The sequence below is a fragment of the Pontibacter korlensis genome, from assembly GCF_000973725.1.
Classification (GTDB): Bacteria; Bacteroidota; Bacteroidia; order Cytophagales; family Hymenobacteraceae; genus Pontibacter; species Pontibacter korlensis.
In genome coordinates this window covers 3,425,240-3,441,505 of record NZ_CP009621.1, presented here as the reverse complement: position 1 = coordinate 3,441,505, position 16,266 = coordinate 3,425,240, and the positions used below count along the sequence as shown (strand labels likewise).

Genomic DNA, 16,266 nt, shown 5'->3' with positions numbered 1-16,266 from the left:
TTATATTCTAATTTTGCACCTTGCAATAAAGAGTCGATTTGTGTGATGAAGCTAAGAGATTACGAAATCGGCATTGCCAAGCTCAGCAACAAGCTGCACAAGTATGAGTTTGACCTGAACGACGCTTTTTTTGAAGAGTTTGGGGGAGAAATTATACTTGGGGGCAAACTTCATGCTGATGTGGAGCTGGATAAGACAGAGTCGCTGCTTACCTTCCACTTCGACATTAAAGGTCATGTACGCTTAACCTGCGACAGAAGCCTGGAGGAGTTTGATCACCCGGTAGATGAGCAGGCGACGTTCCGCATCAGGTATGGTGAGGAAAACGCAGAGCTGGACGATGACCTGTGGCAGATAACGCCAAATACGCAGTCCATCAACATTGCGCAGCACCTGTATGATTACATCGGGTTGTCGCTACCAATGAAGAAACTGCACCCACGTTTTGTGGAGGAAGAAGAGGACGACGTGGATAATGAGCAGGATATCCTGATCTATAGCTCCCGCACCGACTCTGCCGCAGACGAGGATGAGGACGACGAGGATGATACAGACCCACGATGGGATGCCCTCCGAAACCTGAACTAAAAGAATTTCAGAAGTATAAAGTATAAACGTAAGTAAATCATTAACTAAAAATGGCACATCCAAAACGTAAGATTTCGAAGACCAGAAGAGATAAGAGAAGAACTCACCAAGGCCTCTCTGAAAAAGCCATTGCAATTTGCCCAACTACAGATACGCCACACTTGTATCACCATGCTTACGTGGTAGATGGCGACCTGTACCACAAAGGCAAACTGGCTATCAAAAATTATACAACGAACGCCCAGTAAGCATTAGCCTGCTTTAGTTTTAGTTCTGTATAATTTAACACCCCCTGTAAATGAGAATCGCTTTAGACGCCATGGGCGGTGACTATGCACCTGAGGCAATTGTGAAAGGTGCAGTTCTGGCCGCTCAGGAGATAGACGAAAGCGCAACCATCGTGCTGATTGGCAAGGAGGATGTGGTGAATAGTCTGCTCAAAGAATATGGATACACGGGTAATAACATCAAAGTTATTAACGCCAGCCAGGTAATTGAGATGGGTGAACACCCAACCAAGGCCCTGACACAAAAACCCGACTCCAGCATAGCTGTAGGTTTTGGCCTGCTAAAAATGCAGAAAGTTGATGCTTTCTGTAGTGCCGGAAACACCGGCGCCATGCTGGTTGGAGCCATGTTCAGCGTAAAAGCAATTGAGGGTATCTTGAGGCCGCCAATCGCTAACTTTGTTCCTAAGTTAAGCGGTGGGTACGGCATCATACTTGATGTTGGTGCTAATGCTGAATGTAAGCCAGAAGTTCTCGAGCAGTTTGGTGAGCTTGGCTCTATCTATGCCAAGTATGTACTGGACATCAAGAATCCTAAAGTAGGTTTGATGAACCTCGGTGAGGAAGAAGGCAAAGGTACAACGGTTACACAGGCTGCTCACCAGCGCCTGAAGGCAAATACCGGCATCAACTTTATCGGAAACATAGAAGGCCGCGACCTCTTTAACGATAAGGCTGATGTGATTGTATGCGACGGCTATACAGGTAATATCATCCTGAAGATGGCTGAGTCGCTGTACGATATTCTGCATTCTAAAGGTATCAAAGACCCTTTCTTTGATAAGTTTAACTACGAAGCAGAAGGTGGTAGCCCTATCCTTGGTGTAAACGGCAACGTGGTGATTGGCCACGGTGTATCAAGCCCAATAGCCATCTCTAACATGGTGATGCAAGCTCAGAAGATGATTGCATCTAAAGTTTGGGAGCGCTTTCAAAAGAACTATAGCGAATAGCTCCGGCGGCTGCTAGTCCGCAAGTAGTATCAAACTTGGCATAATCTGTTCAAAGATTCTTTTTAAAGAAACGAACGGGTTATGCCAAGTTTTTTTTATTAAATTGCCTCCCTTAATCTTTATCACCTTAACCAATTTAACTAATGAGTAAGATTACTGCCGCCATTACAGGTGTAAGTGGCTATGTACCTGAATACGTGCTCACCAACAAAGAGCTTGAGACAATGGTGGAAACCAATGATGAGTGGATTACCACCCGAACAGGTATCAAGGAGAGGCGTATCTTGAAGGGTGAAGGCAAAGGCACCTCGCATATAGCGGTACCGGCAGTGCTTGATCTGCTCAAAAAAACCAACACCAAGCCTGAAGAGGTAGACCTGCTGATCTGTGCTACTACCACTCCTGACATGGTTTTCCCGGCCACAGCCAACCTGATTACCGCTGAGGTAGGTGCAGTTAACGCTTTCGGTTACGACCTGCAGGCAGCCTGCTCTGGCTTCCTTTACGCATTGGCAACCGGCTCTAAGTTTGTAGAGTCTGGTCAATACAAAAAAGTAATCGTGGTAGGTGCCGATAAGATGTCTTCTATCATTGATTATACTGACCGCGCTACCTGCATTATCTTTGGTGATGGTGGTGGTGCCGTAATGCTGGAGCCTAACACAGAAGGCCTGGGCATACAGGACTCTATACTTAAGTCAGACGGTACTGGTGCTCAGTTCCTGCACATGAAGGCAGGCGGTAGCCGTAAACCAGCTACCATCGAGACTGTTCAGGCTCGTGAGCATTATGCTTTCCAGGAGGGGCAGCAGGTATTCAAGTTTGCTGTAAAAGGTATGGCAGATGTGTCAGCTGAGATCATGGAGCGTAATAACCTTACAGGTGAAGATGTTGCCTGGTTGGTACCACATCAGGCGAACAAACGTATTATCGAGGCTACAGCTAACCGGATGGGCTTAGACAATGACAAGGTAATGCTGAACATCCACAAGTATGGTAACACTACCAGCGGCACCATTCCGCTTTGCTTGTGGGAATATGAAAATCAATTGAAGAAAGGTGATAACGTAATTTTAGCAGCCTTTGGTGGCGGATTTACCTGGGGTTCTATTTACCTGAAGTGGGCTTACGATCCGAACTAATCAGATATATTTCTATAAACAGCAAAGGCGACTCTTAAGAGTCGCCTTTGCTGTTTATAGCCCTTTGGTAAAATGTAAAAATGGAGGTTGCCTTCATACTGAAAGCTACGGTGCAGGCACAAAAAAGCGAAATGGCTGGTACCATTCCGCTTCTCATTATTTTATACTATACCTTATTACGGCATGTAAGAAAGCTCCACTCTGAATCGAGGGTCAACAGCACCAAGCTTTTGGTAAGCCTTCTTAGACAGGCGAACAATCACCTTGTCATTAGCACCTGTCTCAGGTAGCTTTCCGATTACTCGCACGTAAACCACCTGCCCGTTCATAGCATTTTTTACCTGCATGATAGTACCAACAGGAGCGGTTTTGTGTAGCGCCAGGTATTTGTTTGTATCGTTAGTCTTCGGGTCAATCATTTCTGCCATACCAGCCTCCATCATTCTGTTCACACCGGTAACAGGTGCTTCCTCTTCCTCCTCTACCCGCTCGTTAACAGAAGCAGTTGGCGTAGCTGTAGTGGTGGTAACAGGTGTAGCAGGTGCAGCTGAAGCCACGGCATTAGAATCACTGGCTTTGGCCATCTCGTCATCAGGCTCTGGCACATATACCGGCTTTTTGGTTGGAGTAGGCTCCCCAATACCCACAATTAGCTGCTGCCCAATTTCAATATTATTATCGTGGAGCTTATTCCAGAATTTAAGGTTCTCTACCGAAACGTTGTACATGCGCGAAACAGCGTAAAGCGTCTGCTTTGGCTCCACAGTATGCAGCTTATTACCGATGCTGTTTACTGTATAAGTACGGTTGCTTGCTGCGGGGGCAGGTGCAGCATTTGTGGTTGTAGAAGCAGTAGCCGCCACGGAAACAAAGCCGCGCGGAATCAGTACCACCTCACCTATCCTGATCGCTGTCTGCACGCTAGGATTAGCCTCTACAATCTTGTTGACTGGAACGCCATACTTTCTGGAGAGGGCATAAAGCGTTTCTTTAGGTTCTACCTTATGCTGTACAAACAGTTTTCCATTCTTGCGCTCCACTCCTACCGAATCACGAACTACTGAGATATCGAGGGCATTCGCAGAAAAAGAAAGTACAGGCACTGCTACAAGAGAGAGTAATAAAGATCGTAACATATTTGGCTAGGCTAAAAGTCGAAAAACCTGTAGAATGTCTTTATTCAGGATGAAATATAAATTGTGCTTAAAGATAAAAAAAGTATCCGAACCAATACCACTTAATCTGCTCCCAATTTTCACCTTTTGATGCAATTTTCCCTCCAGGTCGAATATAGCTAATTCATTCTGCAGGCTACCATCTGTATCTTCCAGATAAAAGCTAATGACCAGGCAAGTTTCTGTTTCGGCATACTCCAAGGCCTGCAAGGGTTCTACCTGTAACTGCTCTCTCAGAAAATCCCTCACCTGCTCAAAATAAGCCTCTCCTTCGCGATACAAGATTGGGTAGAGACAGTCCTGATAGCGGGTGCGGCTGTAGTGTGCCACCTCCTCAGCAGCCTCTTGCTGGGTAAAGCTTTGCCCAGTGGCCATACCAGTTTTAGGAGCCAATGATTGTAAGGGAGCTTCAGGTTGCATAGGGTTGTAGGCCAGTACGCCAGCTTTTGCTATACCATAAAAGGCCAGCTCTGCAGTTTCCCATACCTTGCCCTTATTCTCCTCATCATAGCCTGCAATGCCTTTATGTTGCCCCAACTGCCGGTTACCATAGCCATGCAAGTATAAAAGCCCGTGCTCAGCGTCCTCAAGCCCTTGCCACCACGCTTGTGTCTGTGGCAGATCCAAATGGCTTAGGCTAAGACTAGCAGTATCCAGTGTATAAAAGCTGGTGAGCAGGAGGTCTGGGTCCCGAACTTCCAGGGCAAGGCAGGCAGTGCTGCTATCGAGTCTCATCCGCCACACCGGAGCTTTAAAATCGTATGAGAATAGTAGAGGTATGATATGCGTTTGGATTTGACTATATTATCTCCTGAATCAGGTTGTTAACCCGCTACAAAGTTATGGAAATCTATTTAAAGCTTCGGCATTTGTACCTGTTCGCGCTCGTGCTTTGCCTCCTGCCCTTTTACACATCAGCTCAACAGGCTGCTCCTAAAGTGCTGCTGATGGAGGTAAAGTCTGAGATAGATCCACGCACTAACCGTTATATTGAGTTGGCGCTGCAGGAAGCAACCAACATAGGTGCCGACCATGTATTGCTGGAGCTGGATACTTTTGGCGGTGCTCTGAATGATGCTGATGAGATCCGGACACGTATTCTGGAGTATCCTAAGCCAGTCTATGTTTTCATCAACAAAGATGCTGCTTCGGCAGGTGCACTGATTTCTCTGGCTTGCGACAGCATTTACATGGCGCCCGGCGCTAACATAGGAGCAGCAACCGTAGTGGGTGCCGATGGACAGGCCGCCCCAGGTAAATACCAAAGTTACATGCGCTCCATTATGCGCTCTACGGCAGAGGCAAATAACCGCAACCCTCACCTGGCTGAGGCCATGGTGGAGGCAAGTGTAGACAGCACGCTTTCAGTAGGGCAGGTACTTACCCTTACCACTTCCGAAGCTATAAAGTATGGTTTTTGTGATGGTGTTGCCTCCAACGTAGAGGAAGTTCTAAAGCAACTGAATCTGCAGGATGCTCAGGTGGTTCGATATGAGTTAGGTACCTCAGACCGTATTATTTCCTTCTTCCTAAATCCTTTTATAAGTGGCATACTTCTGCTTGTTATTATAGGCGGTTTATACTTTGAGCTACAAACGCCTGGCATTGGCTTTCCTTTGATAGCGGCTATTGCAGCAGGTGTATTATACCTTGTGCCATACTACCTCAATGGCTTGGCTGAAAATTGGGAAATACTCATGTTTGTAGCAGGTATCATCCTGATCTTGCTGGAGTTATTTGTAGTGCCGGGCTTTGGTATAACAGGCATAAGCGGAATAGTTCTCACTATGGTGTCGTTGGTGTTGGTCATGCTAAACAACCAGATGTTCGACTTCACTTTTGTACCCTCCGAGAACTTGATGAAAAGTCTGATGTCGGTAGTAATTGGAATGGCAGGTGCAGCTGTAGTGATAGGTCTTACTTGGGAGCGTCTGCTTAACAGCCGCTCCATGCAGCGTGTAGTCTTGAGTAACACCCTCAACAGCCGTGAAGGTTACCGTTCAGCAAATACATCTGAGCACCTGGTGGGTAAAACAGGTGTAGCTTATACCCGTATGGCTCCATCCGGCCGCATCATGATAGATGACATACTTTACGATGCGCAGGCACGTGATGGCTTTATAGAAAAAGGCGAAACCGTTCAGGTAATCGATCACAGCACCTTTGCGCTTCGGGTAAAAAAAGTGCAGGCGTAAATTAGCCTCAGTAGATTAGAAATACAGCTGGTTAACACTTTCCATAGGGTGCCTTCAGCAAAGTAGCACAAGTCATTTTAACCTGACTGCAACCATCGTTACCTGAAAAGAATCTTACTGTAAAAGAGCCCGATGACAAACCTCCGACAGAAGCTTCTGCACTTTACTGTACTTGGCTTTGTAGCGATTTCTGCCTCTTGCAGCAAAAACGAAGAAGGCAACCCCACAATAACAACTGTTGATGCAAGGCTAATTTATACTGGGGACTATGCTGTTGACGGATGTGGCTACGTGCTCCAGATGGGCGATGTAAGACATAAACCTGTTAACGAGTCAGAGATCAGCGACTCATTTAAAACAAAGACTCCTACTGAGGTAGAAACCAAAATCATCAACTATAACAAAACTACACGAGCCTGTATGTCCATGACAGATATCAATACTATCAAAATACTGGAGATAAGAAGGAAATAAATGTAGCTAATATTATACCCAGCAGGCACTAAAACCTGTTTATATAAAGAAACTACGGTACCCGGTTCTTCTGCTGATAGTCATCTCAGCCTGCCAAAGCACCACCCAGCATGATGAGGAGCAGAACTTAACAATAACAAAGACTGCTACCCTCTATTGGACTGGTGAAGTTGCAGCCGATGGTTGTGGGTTTGAGGTAGGTATAGACGGGAAACGTTACCTTCCGGAAAATGATGGTGACATTAGTAATAGGTATAAGCAACAGGATAGCACACGGGTACTGCTACAGTATAAACAGTTGCCAGAGCCACTAGACCGCCGCTGTGGCATGCTTCCCCAGCCCCGCGTTGTGCCGGCTATTCAGGTTGTATCTGTGCAGGCAATATAAAGTTTTGATTAGGTGCAACCCTTTGCATACCAACAGCCTCTGTAAACTATAGCCCTTATAACCTAACCATGAAAAGACTCTTCTACCTAAGCCTATTTATACTTACGAACCTACTTGTGCTCACTTCCCGCGGACATCAAGCTGAAGAGTAAGTACAAGCCCTTCCAAATGTTAAGTGAAGATGCCGCATCGCTGGATTAGTGGCCACTCTTGTGTACCTTTGGGTTTCATCCCTAACCCTTGAGCACAATGGAAGTACTTGGCATTATTCCGGCACGATACGCCAGCACCCGTTTCCCAGGCAAACCCCTGACCGATATCAAAGGCAAAAGTATGATTCAGCGGGTGTACGAACAGGCACAAAAGTCTGGGCTAACAGAGGTATTAGTAGCTACCGACGATGAGCGTATACTGGAACATGTGATAGGTTTTGGCGGAAAGGCCGTGATGACAGGAAGTAACCATCAGAGCGGAACCGATCGCTGCTTTGAGGCATACAAACTACACAACAAGCCGTATGAGTACATTATCAATATTCAGGGCGATGAGCCTTTCATCCACCCGGAGCAGATCGAACTGGTGGCAAGATGTTTTGACAAGCCCCACACGCAACTGGCAACGCTTGTTAAAAAAGTAGAGACACCAGAAGAGCTATTCAATGTTAACTCGCCAAAAGTAGTCCTGAACCAAAGAGGCGAGGCTTTATACTTTAGCCGCCAGCCGATACCCTACTGCCGCAACGTACCAAACGATATCTGGCATAAACAACATACTTACTACAAGCACATTGGCATATACGGCTACAGAGCCGATATTCTGGAGCAGATAACGCAGCTACAGCCATCAAGTTTAGAATTGGCAGAATCATTGGAGCAACTACGCTGGCTGGAGCATGGCTTCCATATCACCACTGCGCTTACTCATCATGAAACTATAGGCATAGATACACCTGAGGATTTGGAACGAGCGATTAATAACGCTTAGTGCCTGTACCTGTTTACCAAACTTCTATGCGGAACTATACTTTGCTGCGGTTTGTGCGGCTGAATCTATACTTCTTTGTGATGTACTGTATCTTAACTGCCGTATGGTATGGCCTTAATGGTCGCTTTGCGGAGAACGGCACGGTAGACATGTTAAAGGAGATTGCATTGAATGCGGCTATTTTCTCGCTGCTGTTTAGCCTGGCCATGCTGCTACTATACCGCCGTACCGAGCTTCGCATACCAGTGCAAAAGTATACTGCCCAACAGCTACAGCAACGCCTGGAGGAGATAGGTTTTGTGCTGACAACACAGCAACAATCAGCGCTACAGGTTTATAAACCTTCCCCGCCCAAGGCTCCCGCACTTGCAGGTAGTGTGTTTGTGCAGCAGACGGCTAACTTCTGGTTAATGGAAGGGCCTCAGAAATACGTTATGAAGTTAAAAGGTTAGAGAGTTTAGGAGCTAGAAGGTTATTCACCTTTTGGCAGACGCAACCGGACAACTAATGACTTAGCGGATGGCGCCACTGCAAGTATTAATTTGACTTTCTACCTTTTCAAATATATACTCAGCATTATCCTCCGGCTTTTTTTGCTTTGTATCCGGCAGCTTGCAGCACCTGCACAGCTTTATCACGGAAATCACCCTGGATCAGGATCTCACCATCCTTAGCTGATCCGCCTACACCACACTTGCTTTTCAGCATTTTTCCAAGCTCCTTCAGGTTATCCTCTGTACCCACAAAGCCTGTAATAAGGGTTACCTGCTTGCCACCACGAGCCTTTTTATCGAGCATTACTTTCAGGTTCTGCTGTTGCGGCGGAAGCGTTTCCTCCTCATGCTCATTCTCGTACTCGTAATTAAACTCCTGGTCAGTAGAATACACTACACCCTGGCGGTCTTTCTTATTTTTATCTCGCATTACTCTTAATTTTAAATTAGGTAAACGTTACATCAACCTCAAATCATCAACTTAACTACGGCACCAACACTTTCAGTGACAGCGGCAGCATCTTTACCTCAAACTCCTGCGCTTTGCCCATAAAGTCCCCGTCGGCATGGTACAACATCGGCTCCTCTGTCTTCACAGTAACATATTCAGTTTTGAAATACTCCGCGCTATCAGCATTAGCCAGCTGTTTGGTTAGCATGCAATAGCTCAAATTCAAAGCTTTTACCAGGTCCAGCCGGCGCACGAGGCACACATCTAACAAGCCATCCTGAATATCAGCTTCAGGTGCTATGTAAGCATTGTTGCCATACTGTGCAGCATTCGCGAAGGCCATCACAAAACAGTCGGTGTCTAGATCATTACCGTTTATACTTGCTTTTACGGGCAAATGCTTAAAGCTGCGTACCTCCTTCATAACCAGCTCTACATAAGTTTGCAGGCCACGCTTTTTGTTACCAGCAAATACAGAGCTGATGTAGGCATCAAAGCCGATCCCGGCAGTGGTAAAGAAGGGGTGTCCATTAATTTCACCACTGTCTATAGTTGTTATATGCCCCTGATTAAGTATCCGAAGTGCTCCCTCTATACCCATAGGTATTTCCAGGTGCCGAGCTAGACCGTTACCAGAACCTCTCGGAAGTATGGCCAGGGCTGCTTCAGTATTCAGTAACCCGCGTGCCACCTCATTTACAGTGCCGTCTCCACCTACTGCTACCACTACTTCTACACCTGCATTCGCCGCTTCATGGGAAAGCTCTGGTGCATGGCCGGCATGAGTGGTGTAAACTATATCATATGAATACCGAGCATGATCGAGAAGTTCCTGTATGCGGGCAGGCACATCTATCCGGCTCTTTGGACCAGAAGTTGGATTGATGATAAACCTGATTTTCGTGCGTTTGCTCATAATGTAGCCATTGGTTGGCCTGAACAAATTTACCCTTTTCGGGCGGTAATAAAAAAGCCTGACGCGGTTTGGCATCAGGCTAAACTTGCTAACTCCTACTGTTACTTCAAGTGAACTGTCAGCACGGGAATACGTGTGTGGTTCACCAGGTCCTCAGCTATACTTCCGCTGAGCAGATGAGCCAAGCCTGTTCTACCGTGGGTAGCCATCATAATCAGGTCTGCCTGAATGTCGTTTGCAAAATGCAGAATGCCATCTTCCTCCATCACATCGTTATAGATATTGATACTATAGTTCTGAAGACTATACTTCTCGGCTGTGTACTGCAACTTCTGCCGCAGGTTTGAGCTTGACTCGAAGGCGCCAGGTGTGTTAATGTATACCAGGTGCAAACGTGCCCCAAAAAGCTCCTGGAAGTTCTTAAAGTGGCTCATAGCATGCCCGATTTCGCGCTTAAAATCGGAGGCTAATACGATTTCACGCACATTAAAATTCGGTATGCGGTGTTTAACCGTCAGTACCGGGCACTCTGCTGTGCGTACCACTTTTTCTGTATTGGAACCAATCAGAAACTCGTCTAACCCGCTTGACCCTTTCGAGCCCATTACTACTAAATCAACATTATCCTCTTTTATGGTTCTCCTGATTTTGCTGATTGGCCTGTCTACATCCACCTCTTGTACCACTTCTACCCCATCGTGTGGCAGGCTACGCAACAATTCATTCATCTGGCTTTTTGTGCTCTCTAGTAGGCGCAGCATAAACACCTGCTCCATGTTGTCGGAGCCAAGCATCACATCACCGGTGGCACTAAAATTAGAGGAGTAATAAGGTGTTTCAACCACATGAAGTAGCTTTATGGCCGCTCCTGTACGGCGAGCTATTGAGATAGCTACCTCATAAGCATTACGTGCTTCCTCCGAAAAATCAGTGGGTACTAAAATCCTTCTCATGTTTTATACGGTTTAGTGGATGTTCAATTAGAGAATAAGACGCACAGGTACCAAAGCTACAAACAGTACATCAGGTAATTAAGCCTGGAAGTAAAAGTATAGCGAAAGCCTAATATAAAGAATGCCCTTCGTCAGTTTATACTCTTTTATTAGAAATGATGTTCGTCTGGGACATAAAAAACGAAAGCCCACCCTGGAGCAGGGTGGGCTTTCAAAGAATATTCTTTAGGAAACTTACTTGCTTAGCCTAAACGAGTGATCAAGTCAGCAGCACGGTTAGAGTAACCAGCTTCGTTGTCGTACCAGCCAACAACCTTGACAAGTGTTTCGTTAGCTGAAGTCATTTCCGCATCGAAAATACAAGAGTGAGTGTTACCCACGATGTCGATTGATACGATTGGATCCTCAGTGTACTGCAGAATACCTTTCAGTTCACCTTCAGCAGCCTTCTTAACAGCAGCGTTGATTTCCTCTTTAGTAACCGGTCTCTTCAGGATACAAGTCAGGTCAGTCAGTGAACCATCTGGAATTGGAACACGCATTGCTACACCATCCAATTTACCTTTCAGATGAGGCAATACCAGACCTACAGCCTTAGCGGCACCTGTAGAGGTTGGTACGATAGAATAAGCAGCTGCACGAGCACGACGCAGGTCTTTGTGAGGACCATCCTGCAGGTTTTGGTCAGCAGTATAAGCGTGTACAGTAGTAATATATCCTTTTTCGATACCGAAAGCATCGTCAAGTACTTTTGCCATTGGAGCAAGGCAGTTTGTAGTACAAGAAGCGTTAGAAACGATTGTCTCTTCGCCAGTCAGTACGTCCTCGTTCACACCAAGTACAACTGTTTTGATGTCGCCTTTAGCTGGAGCAGAGATAACTACTTTACGCGCACCAGCCTCCAGGTGACCACCTGCACCGGCTTCGTCAACAAAGCGACCAGTAGATTCCAATACTACATCAACACCAAGCTGACCCCAAGGAAGGTTCTTTGGTTCACGCTCAGCAGTGATTTTGATTTCTGTTCCGTTCACGATGATCCCACCTTCAGAGGCTTCTACCGTGCCATCGAATCTGCCATGCACAGAATCATACTTCAGTAGGTGTGCAAGCGTTTTTGTATCAGTCAGGTCGTTGATAGCAACCACCTCTACATTCTCTTTCTGAAGCAGGGCCTTGAAAGTTAGCCTGCCAATTCGGCCAAAGCCGTTGATTGCAACTTTAATTTTAGACATGGTATCTAGTTATTGAGAGTTTGTTAATGCTGGTAAAGTTACGATATACCATAGTGGAAAACCAATATTTTTTTCTAGTCTGATATTGAATCTCTTACGCATAAACCTAAAAAATATTTACCTTATGCTTTTGCATATATAAAAACACCAGCTATATTTGCACCGTCAATCAACAAGAACGACCCGTTATAGTAAACATTTGGCCCGTTCGTCTAGGGGTTAGGACGCCAGATTTTCATTCTGGTAACAGGGGTTCGATTCCCCTACGGGCTACACGAAAGGCCTTCAGTTAACACTGAAGGCCTTTTTTTATGCACTTCGGACACTAAAGCTGTGCATCTTTGTTGTACGCTCCCCATAAGTAGGCTGATTAGACCCTTTACGGGAGCCAACACGTCTTAAATTCACCTTTTATCTTCTAGCGCTACGTGCTCCCACTCTCTTGACCTCATACCTCCTTCGAGTGCCTGGAGATACGTGTTAGAAGTAAAGCTGCTATACTGTATCACCAACTCATCTCATAAATCAAAATACTGGTTTGATTTGTGAGACGGCAATTCGGGACTTACTACACATAAATTTTGCATACTGCTTGTAAGTATCGCTAGAACGGCCGTGGCTGTTGCACAACTGCTCAAATCCAGCCGTAAGCATATAAGTTAAACCTTTGGTGCTATGCAGGGCAGGAAGACTTTTAAGGATGAGAAGGAGCTGCACTTCTCGCTTTCGGCTCTAGGTGCCGGAGCATAACTTTTACCGACGGCTTAAGCAGCATCTAAATCTGGACTTTCTCTACGAACTGACCCAGCCCCTCTACGGCAGCTGCGGACAGCACAGCATCGATCCAGTGGTGTTCTTCAAGCTCTGCCTGGTGGGTTACCTGGAGAACATCGTCTCAGACAGAAAACTCATCGAGCACTGCAGCCTGCGGCTGGACCTGCTCTACTTTCTGGACTACCAGCTCGACGAGCCGCTGCCCTGGCACTCCACCCTCTCTGAGCACCCGCCAGCTGTACCCCGAGGCCTTGTTCGAATCGCTGTTTGACAGAGTCTTCAGCCTGTGCGTGGGGAAGGGCATGGTATCAGGCAGTATACAAGCCATAGACTCAGCCCCAATTAAGGCCAATGCCTCCATGGAGAGCCTGGTTCTCAAGCAAGGTGCCGCATCCGTAGAAAACCGCTTACAAAAAGCAGGTACAGAGCATCAGGATGTGAATAAAGAAGCGAATCCGTCTTCCGGGCTGTATATCACTGCTCCCGAACACCAACTCAAGCGGCTTGAGAGGCGCTGGCAGCGGCTGAATGAGCGCCCCACAGGGGCTGTCGGATCAACCAATGAAAAGGCGCAGCTGCTCAGCAACAAGACGCACTACTCCCCGCACGATCCCGATGCCCGCGTTTCTGTCAAGCCCGGCAAAGCCAGGAAGCTCAATTACCACTGCAGCATGGCCGTGGACACGGCCAAAGGCGTGATCAGTCATGTACGGGCAGACTTTGCCGACGGCAGGGACAGCCAGCACCTGCCGTCCCTGGTGATGCAGGTGCAAGGCAGGCTCAGAGCCAATGGTCTGCTGATGCAGGAGTTGCTGGCCGATGCCGGCTACTCCAACGGCTCCAATTACCACATGCTCGAGCTGCAGGGCATCACTGGGTGGATACCCGTGTTCGGCAAGTACAAGCCGGAGATAGCGGGCTTTCCCTATGACAAGGAGCATGACCGCTACACCTGCCCCATGGGAAAGCCGCTTCCTTTCATGGGCTTTGACCGCACTGCGGACGGCAGGCTGCTGAAGAACTACTGGGCGGCCCCGGCGGACTGCAGGCAGTGCGCGTCCAAACCCACCTGCGCCCCCAAAGCCCGGTGCCGGAAAATAACTCGCACGGCCTATGACGCGCAGTACCAGCGGGCATACGCCAGGCAGAACAGCAGGCGCGGCAAGCGCATGAAAAAACTTCGTCAGAGCACGGTGGAACCGGTGTTCGGGAGCCTGGTGCAGCACTATGGCCTGCGCAAGATCAATGTCCTGGGAAAATCAGGGGCGCATAAAGTCATGCTCCTGGCTGCCATTGCCTTCAATTTAAAGAAGTACATGAAGTTCAAGCCAACCAAATCCGTGATCATGGTCACGGCGCTGGAAAAAGAGCGCCAACAGGAATTTAGAGGCGGTCCCTTTATATTTTCACTGCTCTTCTTCAACTAAAACTGATAAAGCTTGAACTGAAGACCTTTTGGGGAAGCTGAAAAAAAGGAAAGGCAGGACTTGAAAATAGTTGTGCAACAGCCACGGCCGTTTTCTGGGACCACGCTAGACTTGATTCCCTTCGTAGGTAGCACCTACAGAAACGCAAAAGTCAACGGTGCAGTCAACGCCGGATGCACCGTTAGTCAACGCAAACCTGCCCATGAAGTGTCTTGAATTACTGCAAAACACTTTGGTTTCTATGGCAGAAGGGCCTTTTTGCGTGGAAACGCGAAATTGCAGCGGCTGATCCAGTTGTATAGCTGGAAAGGTTAAAAGCCCGTTCCCAAAGCACTGGTCAACGGTGAAAGTCAACAAATAGGTCAACGGTGACGATGGTCCGGGTCAACGCAGAGACAGTGGTTTTGTAAAACCCGGGAAGCTCTTATTCAACCCATAGGAATGTATACCGCTCATGGGACCCAGAGCTGTCTGAAAGTGGGCGATGCAATACTAAACCTTGAATGATTCTATAACCTCCTAAGTAACAGGGCGTATAAAACCCTTAGTCAAGGCTTCCGGTAGTTCATCTTTACCCGCTTGCGCTCTGAAGATAGTGTTTGAACCCATTTTGGACTGTTTCCAAAAAAATAGACCGCACATCTTACGAGGTGAGCGGTATATTTTTTTATGCCGTATGTGCGGTCTATTTTTCGCCGATCCTAACATTTGCTAGAACCGAAACGAAACTAAGCGCCAGAACCTGCGAAATCGAGCCGCAAAAAGAATATTTGAAGCAGGAATTATTTTGAAGTCATTCTATCTAACAGTTTACCTACCTTCATTTATTTCCACCATTATCTCTGCAAATAGCCGGGCAGATTTTAGCCGGTCATGTATATCGTACATGGTGGAAACGGCAATCAGCTCGTTCACGCGGGTTTGGCCTAGAAACTCCTCTATTTCCTTCTTAACGGTTTGCTTGCTCCCCACAAAGGAATACTTCAGCATCTGGTGCAGGGAAGGATGCTGGAACATCTCCCTCAGGTCCTCAGTATAATCTGTAGGCGGATGCAGTGGATCCCTGGCTCCGGTGAACACGCCCACAAACATTCTGATCAGGCTGGTGAACAGCCTTTCCGCCTCCTCGTCGGTGTCTGCAATATAGACATTTACCCCAGCCATGGTGTAGGCTTCCTCCAGGAACTCAGAAGGCTGGAATTCCTGCCTGTAAATCCTCAAAGCGTTGAGTAGGTGGGTTGAGGCGAAATGGCTGGCAAAGGCGTAGGGCAACCCCTTCTTTGCCGCCAAGTGGGCGCTGTCCGTGCTGGACCCCAATATATACAGCGGCACGCCCGTGCCTTCCGCCACACTAGCCCTGACCGTGGCGCTCTTGTTTTCCGGGGAAAAGTACTGTTGGATTTTAGCCACTTCCTGGGGGAACCGTTGTGCCAGCTGCATGAAATCTGACCGTATGGCCTGGGCTGTTGCCTGGTCCGTGCCAGGTGCCCTCCCTAGGCCCATATCGATTCGGTTGGGGTACAGATGGGCAAGGGTGCCGAACTGCTCCGCCACGATCAAAGGGGAGTGGTTGGGAAGCATGATGCCACCTGAGCCCACCCTGATGGTAGAGGTGTTCTCGGCAACGTACCCGATGAGCAATGTTGTGGCACTGCTGGCGATACTATCTGAGTTATGGTGCTCGGCAAACCAGATGCGTTTATAGTTATTTGCCTCCGCCTCTCTTGCCAGTGCCAATGAATCATTCAGGGTCTGCTTGATGGTGTTCCCCTGGGAGACAATAGCAAGCTCTAAAATTGAGTAGGCTATATCTTGTTTATCTTTCATGTT

Annotated in this window: 17 protein-coding genes and 1 tRNA gene; 11 read left to right on the top strand and 7 right to left on the bottom strand. The window is 47.4% G+C overall.

Features of this window, described 5'->3' with window-relative positions:
- Positions 1 to 45: 45 nt before the first annotated feature.
- The 4 genes from PKOR_RS14725 to PKOR_RS14710 all read left to right on the top strand — a co-directional run bounded on the left by PKOR_RS14725 (position 46) and on the right by PKOR_RS14710 (position 2,970).
- On the top strand, positions 46 to 588 hold the full coding sequence (locus PKOR_RS14725; RefSeq protein WP_046311716.1) for a YceD family protein: 543 nt from the start codon (positions 46 to 48) through the stop codon (positions 586 to 588).
- Positions 589 to 638: 50 nt separating this feature from the next.
- The gene (gene rpmF, locus PKOR_RS14720; protein ID WP_046311713.1) at positions 639 to 836 is read left to right on the top strand and encodes a 50S ribosomal protein L32; all 198 of its coding nucleotides are present in this window, start codon (positions 639 to 641) and stop codon (positions 834 to 836) included.
- 50 nt (positions 837 to 886) lie between these two features.
- Positions 887 to 1,828 (top strand): phosphate acyltransferase PlsX, encoded by a 942-nt coding sequence (plsX, locus tag PKOR_RS14715; protein ID WP_046311711.1) that lies wholly within the window; start codon positions 887 to 889, stop codon positions 1,826 to 1,828.
- A gap of 143 nt (positions 1,829 to 1,971) precedes the next feature.
- Complete coding sequence (locus PKOR_RS14710) at positions 1,972 to 2,970, top strand: beta-ketoacyl-ACP synthase III (protein WP_046311710.1); 999 nt, start codon at positions 1,972 to 1,974, stop codon at positions 2,968 to 2,970.
- A 176-nt stretch (positions 2,971 to 3,146) separates the two neighbouring features.
- Here the strand turns inward: PKOR_RS14710 and PKOR_RS14705 are convergent, their stop codons facing one another.
- Together PKOR_RS14705 and PKOR_RS14700 are read right to left on the bottom strand one after the other, a co-directional pair.
- The gene (locus tag PKOR_RS14705) at positions 3,147 to 4,106 is read right to left on the bottom strand and encodes a septal ring lytic transglycosylase RlpA family protein (protein WP_084694810.1); all 960 of its coding nucleotides are present in this window, start codon (positions 4,104 to 4,106) and stop codon (positions 3,147 to 3,149) included.
- Positions 4,107 to 4,112: 6 nt separating this feature from the next.
- A complete protein-coding gene (locus PKOR_RS14700; protein ID WP_235336483.1) occupies positions 4,113 to 4,880 on the bottom strand; it encodes a DUF4905 domain-containing protein in 768 nt (255 codons plus the stop codon).
- A gap of 107 nt (positions 4,881 to 4,987) precedes the next feature.
- Between PKOR_RS14700 and PKOR_RS14695 the strand changes: the two genes are divergently transcribed.
- From PKOR_RS14695 to PKOR_RS14680, 4 genes are all read left to right on the top strand, one after another.
- Complete coding sequence (locus PKOR_RS14695; protein ID WP_046311706.1) at positions 4,988 to 6,340, top strand: NfeD family protein; 1,353 nt, start codon at positions 4,988 to 4,990, stop codon at positions 6,338 to 6,340.
- 132 nt (positions 6,341 to 6,472) lie between these two features.
- Positions 6,473 to 6,814 (top strand): hypothetical protein, encoded by a 342-nt coding sequence (locus tag PKOR_RS14690; protein ID WP_046311704.1) that lies wholly within the window; start codon positions 6,473 to 6,475, stop codon positions 6,812 to 6,814.
- 637 nt (positions 6,815 to 7,451) lie between these two features.
- Complete coding sequence (gene kdsB, locus PKOR_RS14685) at positions 7,452 to 8,186, top strand: 3-deoxy-manno-octulosonate cytidylyltransferase (protein ID WP_046311702.1); 735 nt, start codon at positions 7,452 to 7,454, stop codon at positions 8,184 to 8,186.
- Between the two features lie 26 nt (positions 8,187 to 8,212).
- Positions 8,213 to 8,638 (top strand): hypothetical protein, encoded by a 426-nt coding sequence (locus tag PKOR_RS14680; protein ID WP_046311701.1) that lies wholly within the window; start codon positions 8,213 to 8,215, stop codon positions 8,636 to 8,638.
- A 124-nt stretch (positions 8,639 to 8,762) separates the two neighbouring features.
- Here PKOR_RS14680 and PKOR_RS14675 read toward each other — a convergent pair whose 3' ends face one another.
- The 4 genes from PKOR_RS14675 to gap all read right to left on the bottom strand — a co-directional run bounded on the left by PKOR_RS14675 (position 8,763) and on the right by gap (position 12,235).
- Positions 8,763 to 9,110 (bottom strand): translation initiation factor, encoded by a 348-nt coding sequence (locus tag PKOR_RS14675; protein WP_046311699.1) that lies wholly within the window; start codon positions 9,108 to 9,110, stop codon positions 8,763 to 8,765.
- Positions 9,111 to 9,165: 55 nt separating this feature from the next.
- On the bottom strand, positions 9,166 to 10,047 hold the full coding sequence (locus tag PKOR_RS14670; RefSeq protein ID WP_046314530.1) for a diacylglycerol/lipid kinase family protein: 882 nt from the start codon (positions 10,045 to 10,047) through the stop codon (positions 9,166 to 9,168).
- A gap of 101 nt (positions 10,048 to 10,148) precedes the next feature.
- Positions 10,149 to 11,000, bottom strand: a complete 852-nt coding sequence (locus tag PKOR_RS14665) for a universal stress protein (protein ID WP_046311697.1) — start codon at positions 10,998 to 11,000, stop codon at positions 10,149 to 10,151.
- A gap of 242 nt (positions 11,001 to 11,242) precedes the next feature.
- Positions 11,243 to 12,235, bottom strand: coding sequence for a type I glyceraldehyde-3-phosphate dehydrogenase (gap, locus tag PKOR_RS14660; RefSeq protein WP_046311695.1), 993 nt, complete (start codon positions 12,233 to 12,235; stop codon positions 11,243 to 11,245).
- Positions 12,236 to 12,436: 201 nt separating this feature from the next.
- Here gap and PKOR_RS14655 point away from each other — a divergent pair.
- The 3 genes from PKOR_RS14655 (at position 12,437) to PKOR_RS14650 (ending at position 14,436) form a co-directional block, all read left to right on the top strand.
- Positions 12,437 to 12,508, top strand: a tRNA-Glu gene (locus PKOR_RS14655).
- 463 nt (positions 12,509 to 12,971) lie between these two features.
- On the top strand, positions 12,972 to 13,280 hold the full coding sequence (locus PKOR_RS26195; RefSeq protein WP_476704244.1) for a transposase: 309 nt from the start codon (positions 12,972 to 12,974) through the stop codon (positions 13,278 to 13,280).
- Between the two features lie 88 nt (positions 13,281 to 13,368).
- Entirely contained in the window at positions 13,369 to 14,436 is a 1,068-nt protein-coding gene (locus PKOR_RS14650) for a transposase (protein WP_235336463.1), read from the top strand.
- A gap of 810 nt (positions 14,437 to 15,246) precedes the next feature.
- Here the strand turns inward: PKOR_RS14650 and PKOR_RS14645 are convergent.
- Positions 15,247 to 16,263 carry an LLM class flavin-dependent oxidoreductase gene (locus PKOR_RS14645; RefSeq protein ID WP_046311694.1) on the bottom strand — a complete coding sequence of 339 codons (1,017 nt, stop codon included), beginning with the start codon at positions 16,261 to 16,263 and terminating at the stop codon, positions 15,247 to 15,249.
- Positions 16,264 to 16,266: the final 3 nt, after the last annotated feature.

Excerpts from the sequence above, each read along its gene's own strand:
- PKOR_RS14725 (WP_046311716.1), top strand. The coding sequence starts at position 46 with ATGAAGCTAAGAGATTACGAAATCGGCATTGCCAAGCTCAGCAACAAG.
- rpmF (WP_046311713.1), top strand. The coding sequence starts at position 639 with ATGGCACATCCAAAACGTAAGATTTCGAAGACCAGAAGAGATAAGAGA.
- plsX (WP_046311711.1), top strand. The coding sequence starts at position 887 with ATGAGAATCGCTTTAGACGCCATGGGCGGTGACTATGCACCTGAGGCA.
- PKOR_RS14710 (WP_046311710.1), top strand. The coding sequence starts at position 1,972 with ATGAGTAAGATTACTGCCGCCATTACAGGTGTAAGTGGCTATGTACCT.
- PKOR_RS14705 (WP_084694810.1), bottom strand. The coding sequence starts at position 4,106 with ATGTTACGATCTTTATTACTCTCTCTTGTAGCAGTGCCTGTACTTTCT.
- PKOR_RS14700 (WP_235336483.1), bottom strand. The coding sequence starts at position 4,880 with ATGAGACTCGATAGCAGCACTGCCTGCCTTGCCCTGGAAGTTCGGGAC.
- PKOR_RS14695 (WP_046311706.1), top strand. The coding sequence starts at position 4,988 with ATGGAAATCTATTTAAAGCTTCGGCATTTGTACCTGTTCGCGCTCGTG.
- PKOR_RS14690 (WP_046311704.1), top strand. The coding sequence starts at position 6,473 with ATGACAAACCTCCGACAGAAGCTTCTGCACTTTACTGTACTTGGCTTT.
- kdsB (WP_046311702.1), top strand. The coding sequence starts at position 7,452 with ATGGAAGTACTTGGCATTATTCCGGCACGATACGCCAGCACCCGTTTC.
- PKOR_RS14680 (WP_046311701.1), top strand. The coding sequence starts at position 8,213 with ATGCGGAACTATACTTTGCTGCGGTTTGTGCGGCTGAATCTATACTTC.
- PKOR_RS14675 (WP_046311699.1), bottom strand. The coding sequence starts at position 9,110 with ATGCGAGATAAAAATAAGAAAGACCGCCAGGGTGTAGTGTATTCTACT.
- PKOR_RS14670 (WP_046314530.1), bottom strand. The coding sequence starts at position 10,047 with ATGAGCAAACGCACGAAAATCAGGTTTATCATCAATCCAACTTCTGGT.
- PKOR_RS14665 (WP_046311697.1), bottom strand. The coding sequence starts at position 11,000 with ATGAGAAGGATTTTAGTACCCACTGATTTTTCGGAGGAAGCACGTAAT.
- gap (WP_046311695.1), bottom strand. The coding sequence starts at position 12,235 with ATGTCTAAAATTAAAGTTGCAATCAACGGCTTTGGCCGAATTGGCAGG.
- PKOR_RS14650 (WP_235336463.1), top strand. The coding sequence starts at position 13,369 with ATGGAGAGCCTGGTTCTCAAGCAAGGTGCCGCATCCGTAGAAAACCGC.
- PKOR_RS14645 (WP_046311694.1), bottom strand. The coding sequence starts at position 16,263 with ATGAAAGATAAACAAGATATAGCCTACTCAATTTTAGAGCTTGCTATT.